Consider the following 19,801-nt stretch of genomic DNA (forward strand, 5'->3'; position numbering starts at 1 on the left):
GAATCGAAGGGGGTACGGGCCGTGCGGCGGAGCACCTTCTCGCCCGAGCCGGACTGTGCGATCGCGCAGTCCCTGGGCGTCATCGGCGACGGCTGGGAACTGCTGATCGTCCGCGACCTGGCCCGCGGGCTGTCCCGGTTCGACGAGCTGGCCGGCTCGCTGCACATCTCCCGCAAGGTGCTGACCGAGCGACTGAACGGGCTTGTCGACAGCCGGATCGTCGACAAGGTGGCATACCAGGACCGGCCGACCCGGTACGCGTACCAGCTGACGCCGCGCGGGCGCGCCCTCCTCCCGGTGCTCGTCGCGCTGCAGGACTGGGGCGACCGCTGGCTGCTCGGCGACGGCTCGCTCACCGGTACGAACGACGCCGACGAGCCGCCGGCCCAACGCCTGCACGAGCTGGTCGGGCAGCACGTTCCGCGGATCGCGTTGCCGTCGACCGCGGGCACGACTGTCGACATTCTGGAGGCCGGCAGTCGTACGACCGTGCTGTTCGGCTACCCCGCGACCGGCCGGCCGACGCCGCTGCCGGACGGCTGGGAGAACATCGCCGGGACGACCGGCTGCACGCTCGAGAACCGGCTGTTCGCCGGCAGGTACGGCGAGTTCACGGATCAGGGGATCGCCGTCCGCGGGGTGAGTACGCAGCGGCCCGACGAGCAGCAGGCGTTCGCGGAGGCGGAGGACATCCCGCACCTGCTGCTGTCGGACCTCGAGCTGGAACTGGCCGCGGCGCTGCGGTTGCCGACGTTCCGGGCCGGCGGGTACGAGCGGTTGAAGCGGGTCGTGCTGATCGTCGGCGCGGACCGCGTCGTACAGGCGGTGCGGTACCCGGTGACGGACATCGCGGAAGCGGTCGACTGGGCGTTCAGGACTGCTTGAAGAAGGCCTTCACGTCGGCCGCGATCCGCCGTACGACCTCGGGCTTGCCGGTGGGGTTGACGCCGCCGGGATCCGACGCCGCGCCGTGGTCGTAGCCGTCGTACTCGATCCGGCGGACGTTCGGCAGGAGCCGCTCGAGGGTGTCGCGGCCCGGCCGCAGACCGCGGAGGCCTTTCGTTCCACCCAGCAGCAGTACGTCGGCGTCGAGCGTCCGGAACCTGTCGAAGGTACCGGCGAGCTCTGCGACGATCGTGGCTTCGGCGTGGATCGTCGGCGCGAGATCACGCAGTACGACGGCCCCGTCCGCGGCCTGCCGCTCGTCCTTCGCCAGCATCTTCTCGGTCGCGAAGCGCAGCAGCCCGCGCGGCATCACCTTGAGGAAGGCCGGCGCCATCTCGAAGCCGAACATGCTCGTCACCATCGCGCCCGCGACGTCGCCGCGCGCGATCTCCTGGTCGAAGCGCCGGAGCCACTCGCGATGCGGAGCGCCGTCCGCGACGATCGCCGGCTCGTACAGCGCGATCTGCTTGAGGGACGACAGCGTCCGCGCGGCCTCGAGGACGACCGCTCCCCCGGCGCTGATGCCGAACGCGCGCTCCGCCCCTGCGGCGGTCAGTACGGCATCCAGGTCCTCGACCTCCGTACGTACGCCGTGGTCCGGCTTGTGCGGGCCGGAGATCCCGCGGCCGCGGCGATCCGGGAGGTAGACGGTGAACTCGTCGGCCAGCTCCTGCGCGAACAGGGTGTGGCTGGTGGCCGATTCCATGCTGCCGTGCATGACGACGACGGCCGGCCCCTGGCCGGTCTTGTAGTAGCCGATCTCGGTGCCGTCGCGAGAAGTCACGGCGCCCTGGGTCAGTTCTGCGGTCATGGATCGATAGTTACATAGCCGCTAGTTGCATTGCAACTAGTTTCTTTGACCTTTAGAGTGAGGGGGTGACCTTTCGACGTTCGACGCTGGCGATGGCGATCCTCGGGCTGCTCGAGAACGGGCCGCTGCATCCGTACGGGATCCAGCGCCTGATCAAGCAGTGGGGCAAGGACCAGGTGGTGAACGTCGGCCAGCGGACCAGCCTGTACCGGATGATCGTCCGGCTGGAGGAGGCCGGCCTGATCGCGGCCGGCGCGACCGAGCGGGACGAGCGCTACCCGGAGCGGACGGTCTACCACCTGACCGACGCGGGGCGGGAGGTGTGCCGGGAGTGGTTGTCGGAGATCCTCACGACGCCGCGGAACGAGTTCCCGGAGTTCCCGGCGGGGCTGTCGTTCGTGATGCTGCTGCCGCCCGACGCCGCGGGTGAGTTGCTCGGCCGGCGGCGCGGGTCGCTGACGCAGCGGATCGCCGAACTGCGGAAGGAACTGGCGTCGACGGTCGACGGTCAGCCGATCCCCCGGTACGCGCTGCTGGAAACGGAGTACCAGGTCGCGGTGACGGTCGCCGAGGCCGAGTGGATCGACGGCGTGCTCGGCGAACTCGAGTCGGGCGAGCTGACCTGGGCACCGGGCCCGGTATGACGGTCGAGGTGTGGTGGGCGGACGTCGACGCCGCCCGGGACGAGTTCCTCGCGGACCTCGACCAAGTGGAACGGGACCGCTTCGCCGCCTACCGGAGGACTGTCGACAAGAGGCGGTTCCTGCTCGGCGTGACGATCGTACGGCGGGTGCTCGCCGCGCGGTTCTCGTTGCCGGCGGCAAGCATCAGGCTCGACCGGACCTGCCCGGAGTGCGGGAAGCCGCATGGGAAGGTGCGGGCGGACGGGGTCGAGTTGTCCGTGACGCACTCCGGCGAGCTGGTCGGTGTCGCCTTCGCCGATCGGCCCGTGGGGCTCGACGTGGAGAAGGTCGATCCGGAGGTGGACGTGGACGGCGTGGCCCGGATCGCCTTCGCGGCGGACGAAGTGCGCGAACTGGCGAGCCGTTTCGGGATCGACAAGGTGCGGGCGTTCACGGAGAAGTGGACGGGGATGGAGGCTGCAGTCAAGGCCACCGGCCAAGGCCTCGGTGGGAGTATCCCCGACGGGATCCAGGTGGTGCCGCTTGATGTGGGAGCGGATCATCGGGCGGCTCTTGCCGTGGTGTCCGGCGAGCCGCCCGTCGTCCGCGTCCGGGACGCGGGCGCGTTGCTCAGCCCCGGATCTGCCCCTCGCCCGTGACCACGTACTTCGTCGACGTCATCTCCGGCAACCCCATCGGCCCGCGGGCGTGCAACTTCTGCGTGGAGATCCCGATCTCGGCGCCGAACCCGAACTCGCCGCCGTCGGTGAACCGGGTACTCGCGTTCACCACCACCGCCGCCGAGTCGACCGCCTGGGTGAACCGCCGCGCCGCCGCCTGCGAACGGGTGACGATCGCGTCGGTGTGACCCGAGCTGTACCGGCGGATGTGCTGGACGGCGTCCTCGAGCGAGCCGACCACCGCGGCCGACAGGTCGAGCGAGTTGTACTCCGTCCCGAAGTCCTCCTCGGTCGCCGCCACCACATCCTTGCCAGCAGCAACTACCGTCGGGTCGCCGTGCACCGTCACGCCGGCCGCGGTCAGCGCGGGCAGCGCGCGGGCCAGGAACTCGTCGGCCACCGACGCGTGCACCAGCAGGGATTCGGCGGCGTTGCAGACGCTCGGGCGCTGGGTCTTCGAGTTCAGCAGGATCTCCAGGCCGAGGTCCAGGTCCGCGTCCGCGTCGATGTACACGTGGCAGTTGCCGACACCGGTCTCGATCACCGGCACCGACGATTCACCCACCACGGTCCGGATCAGCCCGGCGCCGCCGCGCGGGATCAGTACGTCGACCAGCCCGCGCGCCTGCATCAGTTCCTTCACCGCGGCCCGGTCGGTCGGTACGCCCTGCACCACATCGGCGGGCAGACCGGCCGACTCGGCGGCGTCCCGCAGTACGGCGACGATCGCCTCGTTGGAGGCGGCCGCGGAGGACGAACCGCGGAGCAGTACGGCGTTGCCGGACTTCAGGCAGATGCCGGCGGCGTCGGCGGTCACGTTCGGGCGCGCCTCGTAGATGATGCCGACCACGCCGAACGGCACCCGTACCTGGCGCAGCTCGAGCCCGTTCGGCAGCGTGTACCCGCGGACGACCTCACCGACCGGATCCGCCAGCCCGGCGAGCTGCTCCAGCCCGGCGGCCATCCCGTCCACCCGCGACGGGTTCAGGGCGAGCCGGTCCACGGTCGACTCCGGCGTACCGGCGTCACGCGCCGCCGCCACGTCCTTCGCGTTCGCCGCGACGATCGCGTCGGTGTTCGCCCGCAGCGCCGCCGCCATCCCCCGCAGCGCCGCGTCCTTGGCACCCCGGGACGCCTCCGCCAGCGCGTACGACGCAACCCGCGCCCGCTGCGCCAACTCGATGATCTCGCTCACTTCGCCATCCTAAGTCGTTTGAGTCGGGGCAGTCGGGCGATCGCATGGGCGATCGGGACGACCGCTGCCAGGGCGAGGTTCAGCCGCCGGTCGCTCGGGGCGATCGGGACGTCGGAGGCCTGCAGCCGGCGCCACGCCCAGACGCTGAACGGGATCACCACCAGTGGGGTGGTGACGAGGCCAGGCGTGTAGCGGCGCAGGGCGACCGACTGGGCGAGATGCGTGCCCGCGTGCAGTCCGAAGCCCAGCAGCGATGCCTGGAAGAACTTGCTGCGACCACCGGTTGCCGCGCCCGCGGCCGAGGCGGCGGCCATCGCGACACCGGTCAAACCGATCGCGGTCGCCGCCTCGGTGCGTGACATCGGCAGCACTTTCGTCAGCGGACGCGGCAGATCTGGTGACTGCGAGAACGACGGCATGGTGGCGAGCTCTTCCAGGTCGTGGATCATCCACGCCGCGAGCAGACCCCACGCGACCTTCTTCACAGCAGGACCAGGTCGTCGCGGTGGACGACCTCGCGTTCGTATGCGGCGCCCAGCTCGCGGGCCAGGTCGCGGGTGGAGCGGCCGAGGAGGCCGGGCAGCTCGGTGGAGTCGTAGTTCACCAGGCCGCGGGCGATCGTGACGCCCGACGGTGAGACCAGGTCGACCGGGTCGCCGGCGGAGAAGGTGCCTTCCACAGCGGAGATTCCGGCCGGGAGGAGCGACGCCCGGCGTTGCGTCAACGCCCGTACGGCGCCCTCGTCCAGTCTCAAGATGCCCTGACCGGACGTGGCGTGCGCGAGCCACAGCAGCCGGGTCTTGCGGCGCCGGCCGGTGGGGTGGAACAGCGTGCCGACGGGCTCGCCGCGAAGCGCCTCGCCGACCCGGCCGGCCGACGTCAGGATCACCGGAATCCCTGCCTCGGTGGCGATTCCGGCCGCCTCGACCTTCGTCTGCATGCCGCCGGTACCGACCCCGGACGCGCCGGACTTCCCGATCGCGAGGGGTTCGAGATCGGCGGCGCCGCGGATCTCGGTCACCATCGACGTACCGGGTTTGCGCGGGTCACCGTCGTACAGGCCGTCGACGTCGGACAGCAGCAGCAACAGGTCGGCGTGCACGAGATGGCTGGTCAGCGCGGCCAGCCGGTCGTTGTCGCCGAAGCGGATCTCGGTGGTGGCGACCGTGTCGTTCTCGTTCACGATCGGTACGACGCCCAACTCGAGCAGCCGCGCGAACGTCCGGAACGCGTTCCGGTAATGCGATCGGCGCGTCACGTCGTCGACCGTCAGCAGCACCTGCCCGACGCGCAGACCGTGCACGGCGAACGCGTCGCTGTACCGCGCCATCAGCAGGCCCTGCCCGACCGACGCGGCCGCCTGCTGCGTCGCCAGGTCCCGCGGTCGCGACCGCAGCCCCATCGGCGCCAGCCCGGCGGCGATCGCGCCGGACGACACCAGGACGACCTCGGTGCCCTCGACCCGCCGCGCCGCGACGGCGTCGACGAGCAGCCGGAGTCGTTCCAGGTCGATCCGGCCGCGCTGGGTCAGCGACGACGAGCCGACCTTGACGACGATTCGCGTGGCGTTCGACGCCTCCGCGCGATGCTTCATGAAATCAACCGTTCTGGTCGAGTTCCTCCGCCGCGGCCTGCTCGCGCGCCTCCTTGCGCGCCTGCTTCGCCGCGGCCTCTGCCGCCCGCTTCGCCTCGGCCGGGGACATGTCGACCTCGTCGACCGTCCAGCCGTGACCGTACTCCGCCCACTCCTCGGACCGCTCGCCCTCGCGGAACGCGTGGTACTCCGAGTCCTTCGCCCGCCGCCGCTGCTCCGCCGGGCGGACCTCCTCCAGCCGGTGGTCCTCGCCGCGCCGGGCCAGGATCTCGGCGCCGGCCTGGACGTCGGGCGCGAAGTCGAAGACGATCGCGTTCGGACCGTCGCCGATGACGACCGCGTCACCCGGCCGCGCGCCGAGCTTCAGCAGCTCCTCCTCGACACCGAGCCGGTTCAGCCGGTCCGCGAGGTAGCCGGTCGCCTCCGCGTTCGCGAAGTCGGTCTGCTTCACCCAGCGCTCGGGCTTCTGGCCCTGCACCAGCCAGCCGCCCTCGTCGGGCAGCTGCTTCACCTTGAACTCGGGCCCGCCCTGCACCTGCGGCCGGATCACGATCCGCGTGGTGTCGGGCTTCTCCTCCTCCGCACGACGCCGTACGACGATGTCGGCCATCGCGAACTTCAGCGCCTCGAGGCCCTCGTGCGACGCGGTCGAGATCGGGAACACCCGGTACCCGCGCTCCTGCAGCTCGGCCTGCACCATCTCGGCGATCTCCCGGGCGTCCGGTACGTCGATCTTGTTCAGCGCGACCAGCCGCGGCCGGTCCTCGAGCCCGCCGTGCGCGGTCAGCTCGGCCTCGATCGTGTCCAGGTCGCTGAGCGGGTCGCGGCCCGGCTCGTACGTCGCGCAGTCGATGACGTGGACGAGCGCCGCGCAGCGCTCCACGTGCCGGAGGAAGTCGTGGCCGAGGCCGCGGCCCTCGCTCGCGCCCTCGATCAGGCCCGGTACGTCGGCGACCGTGAACGTCGTGTCGCCGGCGACCACGACGCCGAGGTTCGGGATCAGGGTGGTGAACGGGTAGTCGGCGATCTTCGGGCGGGCGCGGCTGATCGCGGCGATCAGCGACGACTTGCCCGCGCTCGGGAAGCCGACCAGGCCGATGTCCGCGACGACCTTCAGCTCCAGGACGAGCGTGCGCTCCTCGCCGTCCTCGCCGAGCAGCGCGAACCCGGGCGCCCGACGCGTACTGCTTGCCAGCGCCGCGTTGCCGAGGCCGCCCTTGCCGCCCTGGGCCGCGACGAACTCGGCGCCCGGGCCGACCAGGTCCGCCAGTACTTCGCCGTTCGCGGTGCTGATCACGGTGCCGTCCGGGACGCCGAGGACCACGTCGCCGCCGTTGCTGCCGGCCTGGTGGTCACCCTTGCCCTGGGCACCGTTCGTCGCGGTGCGATGGCTGGAACGGTGGTAGTCGACGAGCGTGGTGACGTCCGGGTCGACGCGCAGGATCACGCTGCCGCCGTCGCCGCCGTTCCCGCCGTCGGGCCCGCCCAGCGGCTTGAACTTCTCCCGGTGCACCGAGGCACACCCGTTCCCGCCGCGTCCCGCGGCGACCTGCACCGTCACCCGGTCGACGAAACTGGGGATAGCCATCGGTGTTCTCTACTTCCTGTGGGAACCACTACGTCCTACATAGCTGAAGGGCGGGTACGCGGTATTCCGCGACCCGCCCTTCGACAGAGCTTGTTGTACCGGGTGGCGGTGTTACTCCGCCGGGGCCGGGACGATGTTGACGACGCGGCGACCGCGCCGGGTGCCGAACTCCACGTGGCCCTCGGCCAGCGCGAACAGCGTGTCGTCGCCGCCACGGCCGACCAGGTTGCCCGGGTGGAAGTGGGTGCCGCGCTGCCGGACGATGATCTCGCCGGCGTTCACGAGCTGACCGCCGTACCGCTTCACGCCGAGCCGCTGCGCGTTGGAGTCACGACCGTTGCGGGTCGAGGCCGCGCCCTTTTTGTGTGCCATGTCTAGATCAGCTCACTTCTTCTTCGCGTCGATCGCGGTGACCTTGACCTGGGTGTAGTGCTGACGGTGCCCCTGGCGCTTGCGGTAACCGGTCTTGTTCTTGTACTTGAGGATGTTGATCTTCGGGCCCTTGGTCCGACCGAGAACCTCGGCCGACACAGCCACGTTGGCCAGCGCCGCAGCGTCGGCCGTCACGGTGTCGCCATCGACGACGAGGACCGCCGGCAGCGCGACGGTGTCGCCCACCTTCTCGGTCAGGCTGTCGATCTCGATGACATCGCCGACGGCGACCTTCTGCTGGGTGCCGCCACTGCGCACGATCGCGTACACCGTGGATCTCACTCTCTGCTGGATCGGAAAACTTATGAAGCATAGGTTCGGTGCGCACATCGGCGCACCGAACGTCTAGTTTACAACCACGGGTCGGTAAACCCGAAATCGGTCAGCTGCCGGTGCTGACGAGCTCGGACGGCTCGCCGGTCTCACCCTCGGCAGCGGTCTTGCTCCGGCTCCGGCTGCTCCGCCGCCGCCGGGTGCTCTTGGACGCCCCGTTCTGCGCCGCCTCGGCCGGCTCGGCCGCGTCCTCCGCGGTACCGGACGCCGGGAAACCGGTCGCTTCCGGGCTGACGTGCTCCTCGGCCGCGGCGGAGACCGGATAGCCGGTGGGTTCCGGCGTACCGTCCGTCTCGTCCTTCTTCACCGTGGCCGCGGCGATCTGGGCCAGCTTCTGCGCGGCGTCGCCGTTGTGCTGCGGCGCCTCCGCCTCGGCGGGCTGCTCGTCGTCGCCACGGTTCTTGCCGCGGCGGCGGCGCGAGCTCTTCCGGCCGCCGTCGTCGGCCTGCGGCGCCTTGCCCTGGTCCTGACCGTTCTGCTGGCCGGTCTGCTGGCCGTTCGCGTTCTGGCCGTTGCGACCGGAGCGGCGGGATTCCTTCGGCTCGTCGTGCAGGATCAGCCCACGCCCACCGCAGTGGTCGCAGTTCTCGCTGAACGCCTCAAGCAGGCCGGTGCCGATCCGCTTCCGGGTCATCTGGACCAGGCCGAGCGAGGTCACCTCGGCGACCTGGTGCTTGGTCCGGTCGCGGCCCAGGCACTCGACCAGCCGGCGCAGCACGAGGTCGCGGTTCGACTCGAGCACCATGTCGATGAAGTCGATCACGATGATGCCGCCGATGTCGCGGAGCCGGAGCTGCCGGACGATCTCCTCGGCCGCCTCCAGGTTGTTCTTGGTGACGGTCTCCTCGAGGTTGCCGCCGGAGCCGGTGAACTTGCCGGTGTTCACGTCGACGACCGTCATCGCCTCGGTCCGGTCGATGATCAGCGAACCGCCCGACGGCAGCCAGACCTTCCGGTCCAGCGCCTTCTTGATCTGCTCGTCGATCCGGTAGTTCGCGAACACGTCGCCGTCGCCGGCCCACTTCTCGACCCGGTCGGCCAGGTGCGGCGCGACGCCCTCGACGTACTCGCGGACCTGGTCGTACGCGTGGTCGCCGGAGATCACCAGCTTCGCGAAGTCCTCGGTGAACAGGTCCCGGACGACGCGGATCAGCAGGTCCGGCTCGCCGTACAGCAGGTGCGGCGCCTGGCCGTTCTTCGACTTCTTGTCGATCTCCTCCCAGGCGGCCTGCAGGCGGCTGACGTCCGAGGTCAGCTCCTCCTCCGAGGCCCCCTCGGCCGCGGTCCGGACGATCACGCCGGCCTCGTCCGGGACGATGTCCTTGAGGATGGTCTTCAACCGGTTCCGCTCGGTGTCGGGGAGCTTGCGGCTGATCCCGCCGTTGCCGCCGCGCGGGACGTACACGACGTACCGGCCGGGCAGGCTGATCTGGTTCGTCAGGCGGGCGCCCTTGTGGCCGATCGGGTCCTTGGTCACCTGGACCAGGACCGACTGGCCGGACTTCAGCACCTGCTCGATCTTGCGCGGACCGTTGGCGCCACCAAGGGTGGCCCAGTCGACCTCACCGGCGTACAGGACCGCGTTGCGGCCCTTGCCGATGTCGATGAACGCCGCCTCCATGCTGGGCAGCACGTTCTGCACGCGGCCGAGGTACACGTTGCCGATCAGCGAGGTCTGCTCGGCGGTGGTCACGTAGTGCTCGACCAGTACGTTGTCCTCGGACACCGCGATCTGGGTCAGGTCCTCGCGGGACCGGATCACCATCGTCCGCTCGACCGACTCGCGGCGGGCCAGGAACTCGGCCTCGGTCACGATCGGCGCCCGGCGGCGACCGGCGGCGCGGCCCTCCCGGCGGCGCTGCTTCTTCGCCTCCAGGCGGGTCGAGCCCTCGACCGCGGTGATCTCGTTCGCGGTGTTCTTGCTGCGGGGTTCGCGGACCCGTACGACGGTCTCGTCCGGGTCGTCCGCGGACGCGCCGGAGTCCTCGCCCTTACGGCGACGACGGCGACGGCGCCGGCGGGACGAACCGCCCGCGGCCTCCTCGTCGTCGGAGTCCGCCGTACCGTCGGAGTCCGCGTCGTCGGCCTGTGCGTCGGAGTCCTCGTCGTGCTCGTCCTCGGACTGCTCGTCGGCACCGTCCTCGGCACCGTCGGCGTCACCGGACTTGCGACGACGACGCCCACCCCGGCGACGACGCCGGCGCCGAGTCCCCTCGCCACCTTCGTCCCCGTCCTCACCGCTGACGTCCACCTGACCGTCCGCCTCGTCGGCGACCTGCGCGTCGCCGTGGGAGTCGCCGTACGCGTCGCCGCGTCCGTCGGCGGCATCGGCGCGCCCGTCAGCGCGGGCCTGGGCGGCGTCAGCGCGCCCCTCGGCGCGGGCGTCGGCGCGCGCCTCGGGGGCGTCAGCACGCCCGCCGGTGCGGGCCTCGGCGGCATCAGCACGCCCGCCGGCACGCGCCTCGGCGCGGTTGTCTGTGGTCCCGTCGGTGGTGCTGTCGGCGGCGGCGTCGCCGGTCCGGTTGGCGCGGGTGCCGCGGGTGGAGCGGCGGCGGCTGCGGGTGGTGCTCGCCTCGGCGGGTGCCTCGTCGGTCTCGCTCGTCGTGGCGGCGGCCTGCGGCTGGGCATCGTCGGCGGGCTCGGTCTCGCGGGCCTCCGCGTCGCGGCCTCGGCGGCTGCGGCGACGGCGGGTGCTGGTGGTGGGCTGCTCGTCGGCGCCCGGCTCCGAGGTAGCGCCGGTGGCCTCGTCCTCGTCTTCCTGAGCGGCGTTCGGTACGTCGGTGGGCGCCTGGAACAGCACCGCCGCCGGAGCCGGCCGACGCCGGCTGCGCCGGGTGGTGCTCGGCGCCTCGGCGTCCGTCGTACCTGCGGTCTCCTCGTTGGCGTCCGCGGCAGACTGCTGCGCGTCGGCGGAGGTTGCCGGGTCGGCGTTCCCCGTGGCAGCCGCCTCGGCGGTCTTCGACGTACGCCGGGACGTGCGCTTGCGCGTGGTAGTCGCACGAGCGCCCGCCACAGGCTCGCTCTGTGCCGTGTCCGCGGCCGGGGCGTCCTCGGTCGCGTCGGCCGGGGCCTGGAACGGCGCGGCGGCCTTCTTCGTGGTGCGTTTGCGGGTGGTCTTCTTCGCCGGGGCTGCGTCCGCGGCCGCGGTGTCGGCGGTGGCCTCCGCAGGTGCGTCCGCCACGTCGAGCAGCGTGTCCTGGGCGGCGGTGGCCTTCTTGGCCGGGCGCTTGGTGGCGGTCTTCTTGGCGGGCGCGGTCTTGGCGGCGGCCTTCTTGGCCGGGGCCTTCTTCGCGACGGCCTTCTTGGCCGTCTTCTTCGCCGGGGTGGCGTCCGCGGCGACTTCGGCGGCGGGCTCCGGCTCGGCGGTCTTCTTCACCGCGCGCTTGCGCGTCGTGGTGGTCTTCTTCGCGGCTGCCGTCTTCTTGGTGGTACGGCGGGCGGCGGGCTGGGCGGCGGCAGCCGTGCCGGCTGCGTCGGTGGTCGGCTCGTTGTCGAGCATGTAGTGCGGGTCTCCTCAAGCCTTGCGGCGCATCCCCGACCCCTGTCACGGGTCCCGGGCGCCGGCCGTAAGGCGGTCACGGTTCGCCATGCCTGGCCCTGGATGCTGCCCGGGCCGCGGCGTGGCGGAAGCCTGCTGGATCCGCTCCGCCCGCGCTCAGGGCACAGAGGGAGCGGCGGCGTCGCCCTCCGCTGTGTGCGTCTGGCGGGGACCTGCCTGGCCGGTCGCGGTCGCCTGGTTGGCGTCGCGGTCACGAGCGAGCGGGTCTTCCACCGTGCCGGTGTCCGTGGTGAGCGGGCCCTGGGCGAGCCTGGTCAAAAGAGCCGGGCCCGTCACCGTCAGCGTCGCTACCTCGAGCACACCGGCGAGAACGTCGTCGGGTCTCACGGCCGGGGTTCCGTGCCGTAACACCACTTGCAGTATCGCACACGTCGCAACCGACCCCGGTTCACTCACGACGGTGAGTCGGAGAACGGCGGCCCGACAGTCGAACGAGCGAAGCCCCCGTTTGGTCATGCGCTCGACCAGAATTTCCTCCCGGGCCAGGAACGCTCCGACCGCCGCCGCGGCCGCCTCCGGATCCGCACCCGGCAACGCGATCCGCCACTCACTGGCCTCCAGCCGCTCGGCCAGCGCTCCCGGCCCCGCGACGACCACCTCGAGTACGTCGAGGCCGGGCGGCAACGCCTCGTCCAGCGCGGCCCGGACCTGCTCGGCGTCCCGCTCGTGTGTGAGCGAGATCTCCAAGTACTCCGCCTCGGACGCGGCCCCGGTCGGCGCGGCGCCGGCGTACGAGATCTTCGGGTGCGGGCTGAAGCCGTGCGAGAACGCCACCGGCAGCTCGGCCCGCCGGACGGCGCGCTCGAACGCCCGCTGGAAGTCGCGGTGTGAGGTGAATCGCAGCCGGCCGCGCTTGGCGAACCGGACCCGCAGTTTCTGGACGGCGGGCAGCTGCTGCGACGGCGGAGCTTGTACTGGTGGCACGCCCGCATTCTCGCAGGCCGTGCGGCGCCGCGCTCACTCCGATGCGCGGTAGCGCTCCGCAGGCTCGAACGACGGGCCGCCGTCGCGGTCGAGTTCGATGTGCAGGTCGCCGCGGAGATCGTCGAGGACGACGACCTTGCTGCCGTTCGCGGGCACCCGGTCGGGCGAGGTCCGCATCCGGGCCGCGATCTCGTGCGCCCCGGCGGGTGAGTCGTACGCGATCGTGACCTCCAGCTCCGGGCTCTGCCCGAGCCAGAACACGATCCGGCCGAGCGTGACGGTTCCGGCGTACCGGCGGCCGTCGCGGCGCAGTCGTTCGATCGTTGCCTGCCGTTCGCGGGCGGCGACCAGCGCCGCGGGCAGCCGGCCCAGGACGAAGATCCACCACAGGACGGCGACCAGCGCGATCGCGGCGGAGATCGCGTACGCCTCGGTGCCGACCCGGAAGTCGAGGGTTCGGCGGAGCGTCTCGGACGGATCGACCGAGAAGCCGGTCACGACCGAAAAACCTGCGCCCGCAGCGATCCCGGCCAGCAATGCCGACCCGACCAACAGTCCCGCGGCCCTGCTCTGGCCGAGTCGTTGCCGCGCCTGCTCCCCGAAAGAGAGCGAGAAGTGCAGCAGGAAGTACGCGGCGGCAACGGTCGCGAGGATCCGCCAGAGCAGCCGGACGCCGCCCGGGAGATCCACGGCGCACGTCTCGCCCGGCGCCGACGACGCGTTGCACAACCACGACGTACCCAGCAAGCTCGCGGCGACCCAGCCCGCGAAGCACAGCGCGGCGAGGATCGCGAGGCGGCCCGTCACGTGGCCGGGCGACTCGCCCGGAGCGAGCCCGGTGATGCGCGCCCCCTTGTCGGTGGTCGAGAACACCGGGCGGTCGTCCCACCAGTCCTTCATCACTACCCCCCAGGTCCGGTCGCGTCGAACGGTACCTGCAAATGCCGCGAAGAGCCTCAGGGCTGGACGGCGGACTTTCCGGTCAGGAACAAGGCCCAGCCGAGGAGGCCGAACGACACCAGCGCGAGCACCGTGCGGACCAGGTTGTACGTCGTCCACTTCGCCTCGTCGAACGCCGCCCGGGCCGCGGCGACGTCGATCGTGGCGGGATCCCCGGCGGCCCGCAGCGCGTCGTTCAGCGGGACGTTGACGGCGATCGTCACGATCATCGAGATCAGGTACAGCACGAACGCGACCGCGATCCACGGCAGCGCCTTCTCCTTCAGGTTGACCACGCCGGCCAGCAGCGTGAGCAGCAGGGCGCCGACGAACCCGAGGCCGAGGAACAGCGGGTTCAGGATCGCCCGGTCGACCGCCGTGAACGCGGCCACGAAGGTCCGGTCGTCGGTCTTCCCGAGGCCGGGCATGAACGCGTTCGCGTAGATCCCGTACACGCCGGCCACCAGGCCCGTGGTCATCGTGGCCGCCATCAACGACGCCACCCGCAGTCCGTTCATCTCGCTCCTCCCAGTACGGCGGGAATCTCCCGCACCAGAAAAGTTAGAAGCTCCGGAGCGCCGGGAACATGTCGGCGAGGCTCACCTCCATGTCCGGGAAACTCACCGCCGCGCGCCCCGGCCGGAAGCGTTGCCGATAGCAAGAATCTGCCGGCCGTCACTGGCTTACGAGGAGCGGCGGCGGAGTGTGAGGAGTTCCCGCGTGCCGAGCAGGCCCCGAACCGGGCCGTCGTGCGGCATCATGTGATTTCGGGGAACGTGAGGAGAGGACTTCGATGACGGAACCGGCACAGTCGCCGCGGCGGGAGCCGGACCCTGCGGTCGTGGATGCCGGGGACGGCGACGGCAAGGGCATCTACTGGGTGCTGAAGAACGTGGTCGTCGGGCCGCCGGTCAAGCGGATCTTCCGGCCGAAGATCGTCGGCGCGGAGAACGTCCCGGACACCGGCGCGGCGATCATCGCCAGCAACCACCTCTCGTACTCCGACTGGATCTTCATGCCGCTGGTGCTGCGCCGGCGGGTGACGTTCGTGGCGAAGTCCGACTACTTCACCGGGGCCGGGATCAAGGGCCGGTTCCAGCGCGGGTTCTTCAAGGGCACCGGGCAGGTGCCGATCGACCGCTCCGGCGGGTCGGCGTCCGAGGGCGCGATGCGGGCCGGGATGAAGGTGCTGGAGCGCGGCGAGCTGTTCGGGATCTACCCGGAGGGCACCCGCTCGCACGACGGCCGGCTGTACAAGGGCCGGACCGGCGTCGCCCGGCTCGCGCTGGAGGCGAAGGTGCCGGTGATCCCGTGCGGCGTGATCGGTACCGACGTGGTCGCCCCGCCCGGGAAGATCGTCGCGTCGTTCGCGTCGCCGACGGTCAAGTTCGGCGAGCCGCTGGACTTCTCCCGGTACGAGGGGATGGAGAGCGACCGGCTGATCCTGCGCGCCGTCACCGACGAGATCATGTACAAGATCATGGAGCTGTCCGGGCAGGAGTACATCGACATGTACGCCACCAAGGCCAAGGCACTCGAGGGCCGCGCGGTCACCGGCGCCCCGGACAAGGTCCGCAAGACGGACACCTGATCCGGGTCGTGAGACGGGATGGGTCTACGCTGGGAGATCGTGGAAGGTCCGATCGCATACCAGGGTGAGCCAGGCGCCAACTCGGCGATGGCATGCACCGACATGTTCCCCGAGCGCGAGCAGCTGCCCTGTACGACGTTCGAGGACGCCCTCGACGCGGTCAGCAGCGGACGTGCCGGGCTGGCGATGATCCCGGTGGACAACTCGATCGCCGGCCGGGTCGCGGACATCCACCACCTGCTCCCGGAGTCCGGGCTGCACATCGTCGGCGAGTACTTCCTGCCGATCCACTTCCAGCTGCTCGGCGTACCCGGTACGTCGCTGGACCGGATCCGGACGGTTCGCAGCCACGTGCACGCGCTCGGGCAGTGCCGGAAGATCATCCGCGAACACGGGTGGTCGACGGTCGTCGCCGACGACACCGCGGGCGCCGCGCGGGAGGTGTCCGACCTCGGCGATCCCACGGTGGCGTCGCTGTCGCCGCGGGCCGCGGCCGGGCTGTACGGCCTGGAGACGCTGGCGTCCGACGTCGAGGACGAGCACCACAACACGACCCGGTTCCTGGTGCTGTCGCGGGAGCCCGACGTACCGCCGGTGGGTTCCGGGCCGGTCATCACGTCGTTCGTGTACCGGGTCCGGAACGTGTCGGCGGCGCTGTACAAGGCGCTCGGCGGGTTCGCGACGAACAGCGTGAACATGACCAAGCTGGAGTCGTACCAGCTCGGCGGGATGTTCTTCGCCACCCAGTTCTACGCCGACATCGAAGGCCACCCCGAGGAGCCGAACGTCGCCCTCGCGCTCGAGGAACTGGCCTTCTTCTCGGTCGAGGTCCGCATCCTCGGCGTCTACCCCGCCAACGAGTTCCGCGCCCAGATCGCCGAACCAGCCGCCAACCGAGCCCTCCGCCCCCACCACTGACCCCGTGCGGGTTCTGCTGATCGGTGGGACGTCCAACGTCGGCAAATCCACGGCTGCGGGTGCGCTCGCGGCGCGGCTCGGGTTCACGTACGTGTCGACAGACCGGCTCGGGCGGCACCCCGGGCGGCCGTGGGGCGACGTACCGGCGCATGTGGTGGAGCACTATCGGTCACACGACGCCGGGGCTCTGGTCGATGCGCTCCTGGCGCACTACGAGCGGATGTGGCCGCGCATCGAGGAGCTGGTCACGGCGCATGCGGTCGACGGGCCTGGGCTGGTACTGGAAGGGTCGGGCGTGTGGCCGGAGTACGTGCGGCGCCTGACTACGCCGTACACCTCCGCGGTCTGGTTGACCGCGTCGGAGCGGGTGCTCAGGAGCCGCATCCAGCAGGCGAGCGGCTACCCCACCCTCCCCCACGACGGCCGCCACCTGGTCGACCAGTTCCTGGCCCGCACCACCCGCTACCAGCACCGTATGCTCGCCCACCTCGACGGCCTGCCACACATCAGCACCCCCGCGGGACCCACGCAGATCCTCAAGGCGGCACGCTCTATTTCCTGAGCACTTCCCGCACGAGTGTGCTCAGACGCTGGTGGTCGTCGGTGTGGAGGTCGAACCACTCGGCACCGTTGGTATCCGGCGACTGGACCGTCGCGGACAGATCGGCCGGGCCGGGACTGTCCGCGAACACCCCGCGATGGCGGAAGTCGATCGGCAGCCCGGCGGAGGTGCGTCGGACCCGGAGGCTGAACTCGGTGAACTCCCCCACGACGGAACGCCGTACGCCGAGTTCCTCGTGCAGCTCACGCTCGAGAGTCTGCGTCCACGACTCGCCGGGTTCGGGGCTCCGGCCCGGGAGGTCGAGCAGGCCGGCGTACGGCCCGCGGGTCTTGCGGACCAGGAGGATGCGGCCGGCGGCGCGGATCCGCGCGTACACCCCGAAGTGGTACAGCGTGGCGATCGGCACCGTGCATACCTCCCAGGCTCTGTGAACAGGCTAGTGCGGCTCTGTGGGGTACAGAGCGACAGGTAGTACACCGCCGAGACGGTGTACGCGTGGGGACGATCACGCTCAGGCGCACTACCCGGGGAGCCGACATGTCGTGGTGGGTGGTGCACCTGGTGGGTTGTTGAGGCGGTCGGACGTCGCGGGGGTCGGCGGGTGTGGGGGCGACTAGGGTCTTGGGCGTGGAGATCGTGGGTGTGGACGGGCGGGATGCCGACGTGTTTCGGCGGTTTTACGAGGTGAAGTTCGGGGTTCGGCGGGAGGAGTTGGAGTTTCCGGCTGGGTTGGGGGTTGAGGAAGCCCGGGTGGTGATGGCCGGTACGCATGCGGATGTGCGGGCCGAGGGGCTCGGGATGGTGGTGGACGGGGCCTGGGTGGGGGTTGCGTGGCTGGACTGGTGGTTGGTGGGGAACACCGACACCGTGGACGTCGAGCTCGCGGTGGTTCCGGAGTACCGGCGGCGCGGCGTGGCGAGCAGGCTGCTGGAGGTGGCGGTCGGGCGGGCGCGGGACGCGGGGCGGCGGATCCTGTCGGGGACGAACATGGCGGGCGACCCGGAGACCGGGGAGAGCGCGGGTACGGCGTTCGCGCGGGCGCGGGGGTTCGTGAAGAAGCACGCCGAGCTGCACCAGGTGGTCGAGCTGCCGGTGCAGAACCTGGTCGAGCAGCCGGTCGACGGGTACGAGATCCTGCAGTGGCGGGAGCACACGCCGGACGAGTGGATGCCGCAGTTCGTCGAGCTGCTCAGCGGGATGAGCGAGGACGTCCCGACCGGCGACCGTACGGACGAACCGGTGCGCTGGACACCCGAGCTGGTCCGCGACGCCGAGGCCCGGCGGGTCGCGCAGGGCCGGTTCACGTACACGACGGCCGCGGTCCACACCGCCTCCGGCGAGCTCGCGGCGTACACCCAGATGGGCGGTACGCCGGAGACCCCGGAGCGGCTGAACCAGTACGACACGTACGTACGCCGCACACACCGCGGCAACCGCCTGGGGATCGCGGTAAAACTCCCCAACCTGGCAGCCCTCCAGGCCGGCGTCCCCCACCCCGCGGTCCTGCACACCTGGAACGCCCCCGAGAACACCCCAATGATTGCCGTCAACAACAAACTCGGCTTCCGCCCAGTAGCCCAACGCACCGCCTGGGAACGCGAACTCTGAGGGCGGCTACGAGCGGCGGGTCAGGTACCAGGTGCCGGCTATGGCTACGCCCACCAGGAAGAGGGCGGTGAGTTCGTCGCGGAGTTCTCGGCGTACGGCGTTGTTCTCGCCGGCGCAATCGGCCAGGTGGTGGAGGACCTGGGTGCGGGTGGTGTGGGGTTGTTCGGCGGCGCAGACGACGACCTGGGTGGAGACGGTGTGGATCTGGCCGCGGTGCTCGATCGCGTCCGGGAACGCCCAGGCGAGCAGTACGCCGAACGCGACCACCGTCAGCACCAGCCAGGCGACGACCTTCCGGGAGCTGGTCATGCGACCCGCTCCCGGCGGTGCTTGCGGATCCGCCAGGCGACGATCACGACCACGACGATGCCCGCGACGACCAGCGCCGCGGCCCGGCCGAACGTCTGCTCGACCTTGGAGTACGAGTTGCCGGCCAGGTACCCGAGCAGCACCACGGCGGTCCCCCAGACTGCCCCGCCGGCCGCGTTGAAGGCCAGGAACTTCAGGTACCGCATCCCCGACATCCCCGCCAGCGCGGGCATCGTGGCCCGGAAGAACGCCACGAACCGGCCCAGGAACACGGCCGTACCGCCGCGCTCGGCGAGCTGTTTACGGGCCGCGTCGAGGCGCCCGGTGTGCCGGGACAGCGCCCGGATCCGGAGCAGCCGCGGCCCGAAGTACCGCCCGACCTCGTACCCGACGGTGTCGCCGAGGATCGCCGCCAGGATCACGACGACCAGCACGATCGGCAGCGACGCGTGCCCGAGCGCCGCGGTCACGCCGCCGAGCACCGCGGCCGTCTCGCCGGGCAGCACGAAGCCGACGAACAGCGCGTCCTCGGCGAACACCAGCAGCCCGACCATCCCGTACACGGCGATCCCGTGCAGCCCGAGCAGCCAGTCGGTCAGTCCTTTCATGACAGCAGAACCACCCGCAGCCGTGTCTCCGCGACCGCGCGCACTCCCCAGCTCAACGCCCGGCGCACCAGCAACCAGGTGCCGACGGCAACAATCGCGCCGAGCGCCAGCCCGGCGAGCACGTCGCCCGGGTAGTGCGCGGCGATGTAGACCCGGGTGAGCGCCATCAGCACCGCGGCGGCGGCCGCGACGATCCCGAGCCGCCGGTTCACGATCCACAACCCGGCCGCGACCGCGCCGGCCATCGTCGCGTGGTCCGACGGGAACGACGGGTCGGTACTGCGGTTCGCGAGCACCAGGATGCCCGGCAGCGTCGTGTACGGGCGGGCCTCGTGGACCGCGTGCACGATCGGTTGGTTGACTGCCACAGCCAACAGCGTCGCACCTCCCGCGCTGATCGCCGCAGCCACCCCCATCACCTGGCCGGAGCGGCGCGCGATCCACCACCCGGCGACCAGCAGTACGCCGAACAGCACCACGCCGTACTGCGCGTAGAACTGGGCCGGCGCATGCAGCCACGGCGTGGCGCGTGCGAACGCGTTGAACTGCTCGAACAGCCAGTGATTCACCCTGGATCCCCTC

Annotated in this window: 22 protein-coding genes; 7 read left to right on the forward strand and 15 right to left on the reverse strand. The window is 71.0% G+C overall.

Annotation, left to right across the window (positions count from 1 at the left end; genetic code table 11):
- Nucleotides 1-21: 21 nt before the first annotated feature.
- Nucleotides 22-885, forward strand: coding sequence for a winged helix-turn-helix transcriptional regulator (locus ACQHIV_RS18095; RefSeq protein WP_427895799.1), 864 nt, complete (start codon nucleotides 22-24; stop codon nucleotides 883-885).
- Here the strand turns inward: ACQHIV_RS18095 and ACQHIV_RS18100 are convergent.
- A complete protein-coding gene (locus tag ACQHIV_RS18100; RefSeq protein WP_427895801.1) occupies nucleotides 872-1,756 on the reverse strand; it encodes an alpha/beta fold hydrolase in 885 nt (294 codons plus the stop codon). The genes ACQHIV_RS18095 and ACQHIV_RS18100 overlap by 14 nt on opposite strands.
- Before the next feature lie 65 nt (nucleotides 1,757-1,821).
- On the opposite strand from ACQHIV_RS18100, the gene ACQHIV_RS18105 reads away from it, so the two are divergent.
- Together ACQHIV_RS18105 and ACQHIV_RS18110 are read left to right on the forward strand one after the other, a co-directional pair.
- Complete coding sequence (locus tag ACQHIV_RS18105) at nucleotides 1,822-2,400, forward strand: PadR family transcriptional regulator (protein WP_427895803.1); 579 nt, start codon at nucleotides 1,822-1,824, stop codon at nucleotides 2,398-2,400.
- Complete coding sequence (locus ACQHIV_RS18110) at nucleotides 2,397-3,038, forward strand: 4'-phosphopantetheinyl transferase family protein (protein ID WP_427895805.1); 642 nt, start codon at nucleotides 2,397-2,399, stop codon at nucleotides 3,036-3,038. Before ACQHIV_RS18105 ends, ACQHIV_RS18110 begins: the two co-directional genes overlap by 4 nt.
- On the opposite strand, the gene ACQHIV_RS18115 is transcribed toward ACQHIV_RS18110, so the two are convergent.
- The 10 genes from ACQHIV_RS18115 to ACQHIV_RS18160 form a co-directional block, all read right to left on the reverse strand.
- Nucleotides 3,010-4,254, reverse strand: coding sequence for a glutamate-5-semialdehyde dehydrogenase (locus tag ACQHIV_RS18115; RefSeq protein WP_427895807.1), 1,245 nt, complete (start codon nucleotides 4,252-4,254; stop codon nucleotides 3,010-3,012). The two genes, ACQHIV_RS18110 and ACQHIV_RS18115, sit on opposite strands and share 29 nt — an antisense overlap.
- Complete coding sequence (locus tag ACQHIV_RS18120) at nucleotides 4,251-4,739, reverse strand: HXXEE domain-containing protein (protein ID WP_427895809.1); 489 nt, start codon at nucleotides 4,737-4,739, stop codon at nucleotides 4,251-4,253. The genes ACQHIV_RS18115 and ACQHIV_RS18120 overlap by 4 nt, the downstream gene beginning before the upstream one ends.
- Nucleotides 4,736-5,848 carry a glutamate 5-kinase gene (gene proB, locus ACQHIV_RS18125; protein WP_427895811.1) on the reverse strand — a complete coding sequence of 371 codons (1,113 nt, stop codon included), beginning with the start codon at nucleotides 5,846-5,848 and terminating at the stop codon, nucleotides 4,736-4,738. Before proB ends, ACQHIV_RS18120 begins: the two co-directional genes overlap by 4 nt.
- A 4-nt stretch (nucleotides 5,849-5,852) precedes the next feature.
- Entirely contained in the window at nucleotides 5,853-7,436 is a 1,584-nt protein-coding gene (gene obgE / locus ACQHIV_RS18130; protein WP_427895813.1) for a GTPase ObgE, read from the reverse strand.
- A gap of 111 nt (nucleotides 7,437-7,547) precedes the next feature.
- Nucleotides 7,548-7,808: a 50S ribosomal protein L27 gene (gene rpmA / locus ACQHIV_RS18135; protein WP_130381076.1), complete on the reverse strand. Its 261-nt coding sequence runs from the start codon at nucleotides 7,806-7,808 to the stop codon at nucleotides 7,548-7,550.
- A gap of 12 nt (nucleotides 7,809-7,820) precedes the next feature.
- Nucleotides 7,821-8,138 (reverse strand): 50S ribosomal protein L21, encoded by a 318-nt coding sequence (gene rplU / locus ACQHIV_RS18140; RefSeq protein WP_344191216.1) that lies wholly within the window; start codon nucleotides 8,136-8,138, stop codon nucleotides 7,821-7,823.
- 112 nt (nucleotides 8,139-8,250) lie between these two features.
- A complete protein-coding gene (locus ACQHIV_RS18145; RefSeq protein WP_427895815.1) occupies nucleotides 8,251-11,700 on the reverse strand; it encodes an Rne/Rng family ribonuclease in 3,450 nt (1,149 codons plus the stop codon).
- Nucleotides 11,701-11,856: 156 nt separating this feature from the next.
- Complete coding sequence (locus ACQHIV_RS18150) at nucleotides 11,857-12,684, reverse strand: TIGR03936 family radical SAM-associated protein (RefSeq protein ID WP_427895817.1); 828 nt, start codon at nucleotides 12,682-12,684, stop codon at nucleotides 11,857-11,859.
- A gap of 33 nt (nucleotides 12,685-12,717) precedes the next feature.
- On the reverse strand, nucleotides 12,718-13,584 hold the full coding sequence (locus ACQHIV_RS18155) for a hypothetical protein (protein ID WP_427895819.1): 867 nt from the start codon (nucleotides 13,582-13,584) through the stop codon (nucleotides 12,718-12,720).
- Between the two features lie 56 nt (nucleotides 13,585-13,640).
- Nucleotides 13,641-14,141 carry a DUF1772 domain-containing protein gene (locus ACQHIV_RS18160; protein WP_427895821.1) on the reverse strand — a complete coding sequence of 167 codons (501 nt, stop codon included), beginning with the start codon at nucleotides 14,139-14,141 and terminating at the stop codon, nucleotides 13,641-13,643.
- A gap of 275 nt (nucleotides 14,142-14,416) precedes the next feature.
- Here ACQHIV_RS18160 and ACQHIV_RS18165 point away from each other — a divergent pair, with 275 nt between their 5' ends.
- The 3 genes from ACQHIV_RS18165 to ACQHIV_RS18175 are packed head-to-tail and all read left to right on the forward strand — an operon-like array spanning nucleotide 14,417 to nucleotide 16,694.
- Entirely contained in the window at nucleotides 14,417-15,214 is a 798-nt protein-coding gene (locus ACQHIV_RS18165; RefSeq protein ID WP_427895823.1) for a lysophospholipid acyltransferase family protein, read from the forward strand.
- A 39-nt stretch (nucleotides 15,215-15,253) separates the two neighbouring features.
- The gene (locus ACQHIV_RS18170) at nucleotides 15,254-16,132 is read left to right on the forward strand and encodes a prephenate dehydratase (protein WP_427895825.1); all 879 of its coding nucleotides are present in this window, start codon (nucleotides 15,254-15,256) and stop codon (nucleotides 16,130-16,132) included.
- Nucleotides 16,133-16,136: 4 nt separating this feature from the next.
- Complete coding sequence (locus tag ACQHIV_RS18175; protein ID WP_427895827.1) at nucleotides 16,137-16,694, forward strand: AAA family ATPase; 558 nt, start codon at nucleotides 16,137-16,139, stop codon at nucleotides 16,692-16,694.
- Here the strand turns inward: ACQHIV_RS18175 and ACQHIV_RS18180 are convergent.
- Complete coding sequence (locus ACQHIV_RS18180; RefSeq protein ID WP_427895829.1) at nucleotides 16,684-17,100, reverse strand: NUDIX domain-containing protein; 417 nt, start codon at nucleotides 17,098-17,100, stop codon at nucleotides 16,684-16,686. The two genes, ACQHIV_RS18175 and ACQHIV_RS18180, sit on opposite strands and share 11 nt — an antisense overlap.
- 221 nt (nucleotides 17,101-17,321) lie before the next feature.
- On the opposite strand from ACQHIV_RS18180, the gene ACQHIV_RS18185 reads away from it, so the two are divergent.
- Complete coding sequence (locus ACQHIV_RS18185) at nucleotides 17,322-18,302, forward strand: GNAT family N-acetyltransferase (protein ID WP_427895831.1); 981 nt, start codon at nucleotides 17,322-17,324, stop codon at nucleotides 18,300-18,302.
- A gap of 6 nt (nucleotides 18,303-18,308) precedes the next feature.
- Here ACQHIV_RS18185 and ACQHIV_RS18190 read toward each other — a convergent pair whose 3' ends face one another.
- From ACQHIV_RS18190 to ACQHIV_RS18200, 3 genes are read right to left on the reverse strand one after another with little or no spacing between them, the layout of a single operon-like run.
- Nucleotides 18,309-18,611 carry a hypothetical protein gene (locus tag ACQHIV_RS18190; RefSeq protein ID WP_427895833.1) on the reverse strand — a complete coding sequence of 101 codons (303 nt, stop codon included), beginning with the start codon at nucleotides 18,609-18,611 and terminating at the stop codon, nucleotides 18,309-18,311.
- The gene (locus ACQHIV_RS18195; RefSeq protein WP_427895835.1) at nucleotides 18,608-19,219 is read right to left on the reverse strand and encodes a DedA family protein; all 612 of its coding nucleotides are present in this window, start codon (nucleotides 19,217-19,219) and stop codon (nucleotides 18,608-18,610) included. The genes ACQHIV_RS18190 and ACQHIV_RS18195 overlap by 4 nt, the downstream gene beginning before the upstream one ends.
- Complete coding sequence (locus ACQHIV_RS18200) at nucleotides 19,216-19,788, reverse strand: phosphatase PAP2 family protein (protein WP_427895837.1); 573 nt, start codon at nucleotides 19,786-19,788, stop codon at nucleotides 19,216-19,218. Before ACQHIV_RS18200 ends, ACQHIV_RS18195 begins: the two co-directional genes overlap by 4 nt.
- Nucleotides 19,789-19,801 lie beyond the last annotated feature (13 nt).

Source organism: Kribbella polygonati, from assembly GCF_050320105.1.
Classification (GTDB): domain Bacteria; phylum Actinomycetota; class Actinomycetes; order Propionibacteriales; family Kribbellaceae; genus Kribbella.

Coding starts and splice junctions, on each gene's coding strand:
- ACQHIV_RS18100 (WP_427895801.1), bottom strand. CDS start 1,756: ATGACCGCAGAACTGACCCAGGGCGCCGTGACTTCTCGCGACGGCACC.
- ACQHIV_RS18110 (WP_427895805.1), top strand. CDS start 2,397: ATGACGGTCGAGGTGTGGTGGGCGGACGTCGACGCCGCCCGGGACGAG.
- proB (WP_427895811.1), bottom strand. CDS start 5,848: ATGAAGCATCGCGCGGAGGCGTCGAACGCCACGCGAATCGTCGTCAAG.
- obgE (WP_427895813.1), bottom strand. CDS start 7,436: ATGGCTATCCCCAGTTTCGTCGACCGGGTGACGGTGCAGGTCGCCGCG.
- rpmA (WP_130381076.1), bottom strand. CDS start 7,808: ATGGCACACAAAAAGGGCGCGGCCTCGACCCGCAACGGTCGTGACTCC.
- ACQHIV_RS18145 (WP_427895815.1), bottom strand. CDS start 11,700: ATGCTCGACAACGAGCCGACCACCGACGCAGCCGGCACGGCTGCCGCC.
- ACQHIV_RS18155 (WP_427895819.1), bottom strand. CDS start 13,584: ATGAAGGACTGGTGGGACGACCGCCCGGTGTTCTCGACCACCGACAAG.
- ACQHIV_RS18160 (WP_427895821.1), bottom strand. CDS start 14,141: ATGAACGGACTGCGGGTGGCGTCGTTGATGGCGGCCACGATGACCACG.
- ACQHIV_RS18165 (WP_427895823.1), top strand. CDS start 14,417: ATGACGGAACCGGCACAGTCGCCGCGGCGGGAGCCGGACCCTGCGGTC.
- ACQHIV_RS18190 (WP_427895833.1), bottom strand. CDS start 18,611: ATGACCAGCTCCCGGAAGGTCGTCGCCTGGCTGGTGCTGACGGTGGTC.
- ACQHIV_RS18195 (WP_427895835.1), bottom strand. CDS start 19,219: ATGAAAGGACTGACCGACTGGCTGCTCGGGCTGCACGGGATCGCCGTG.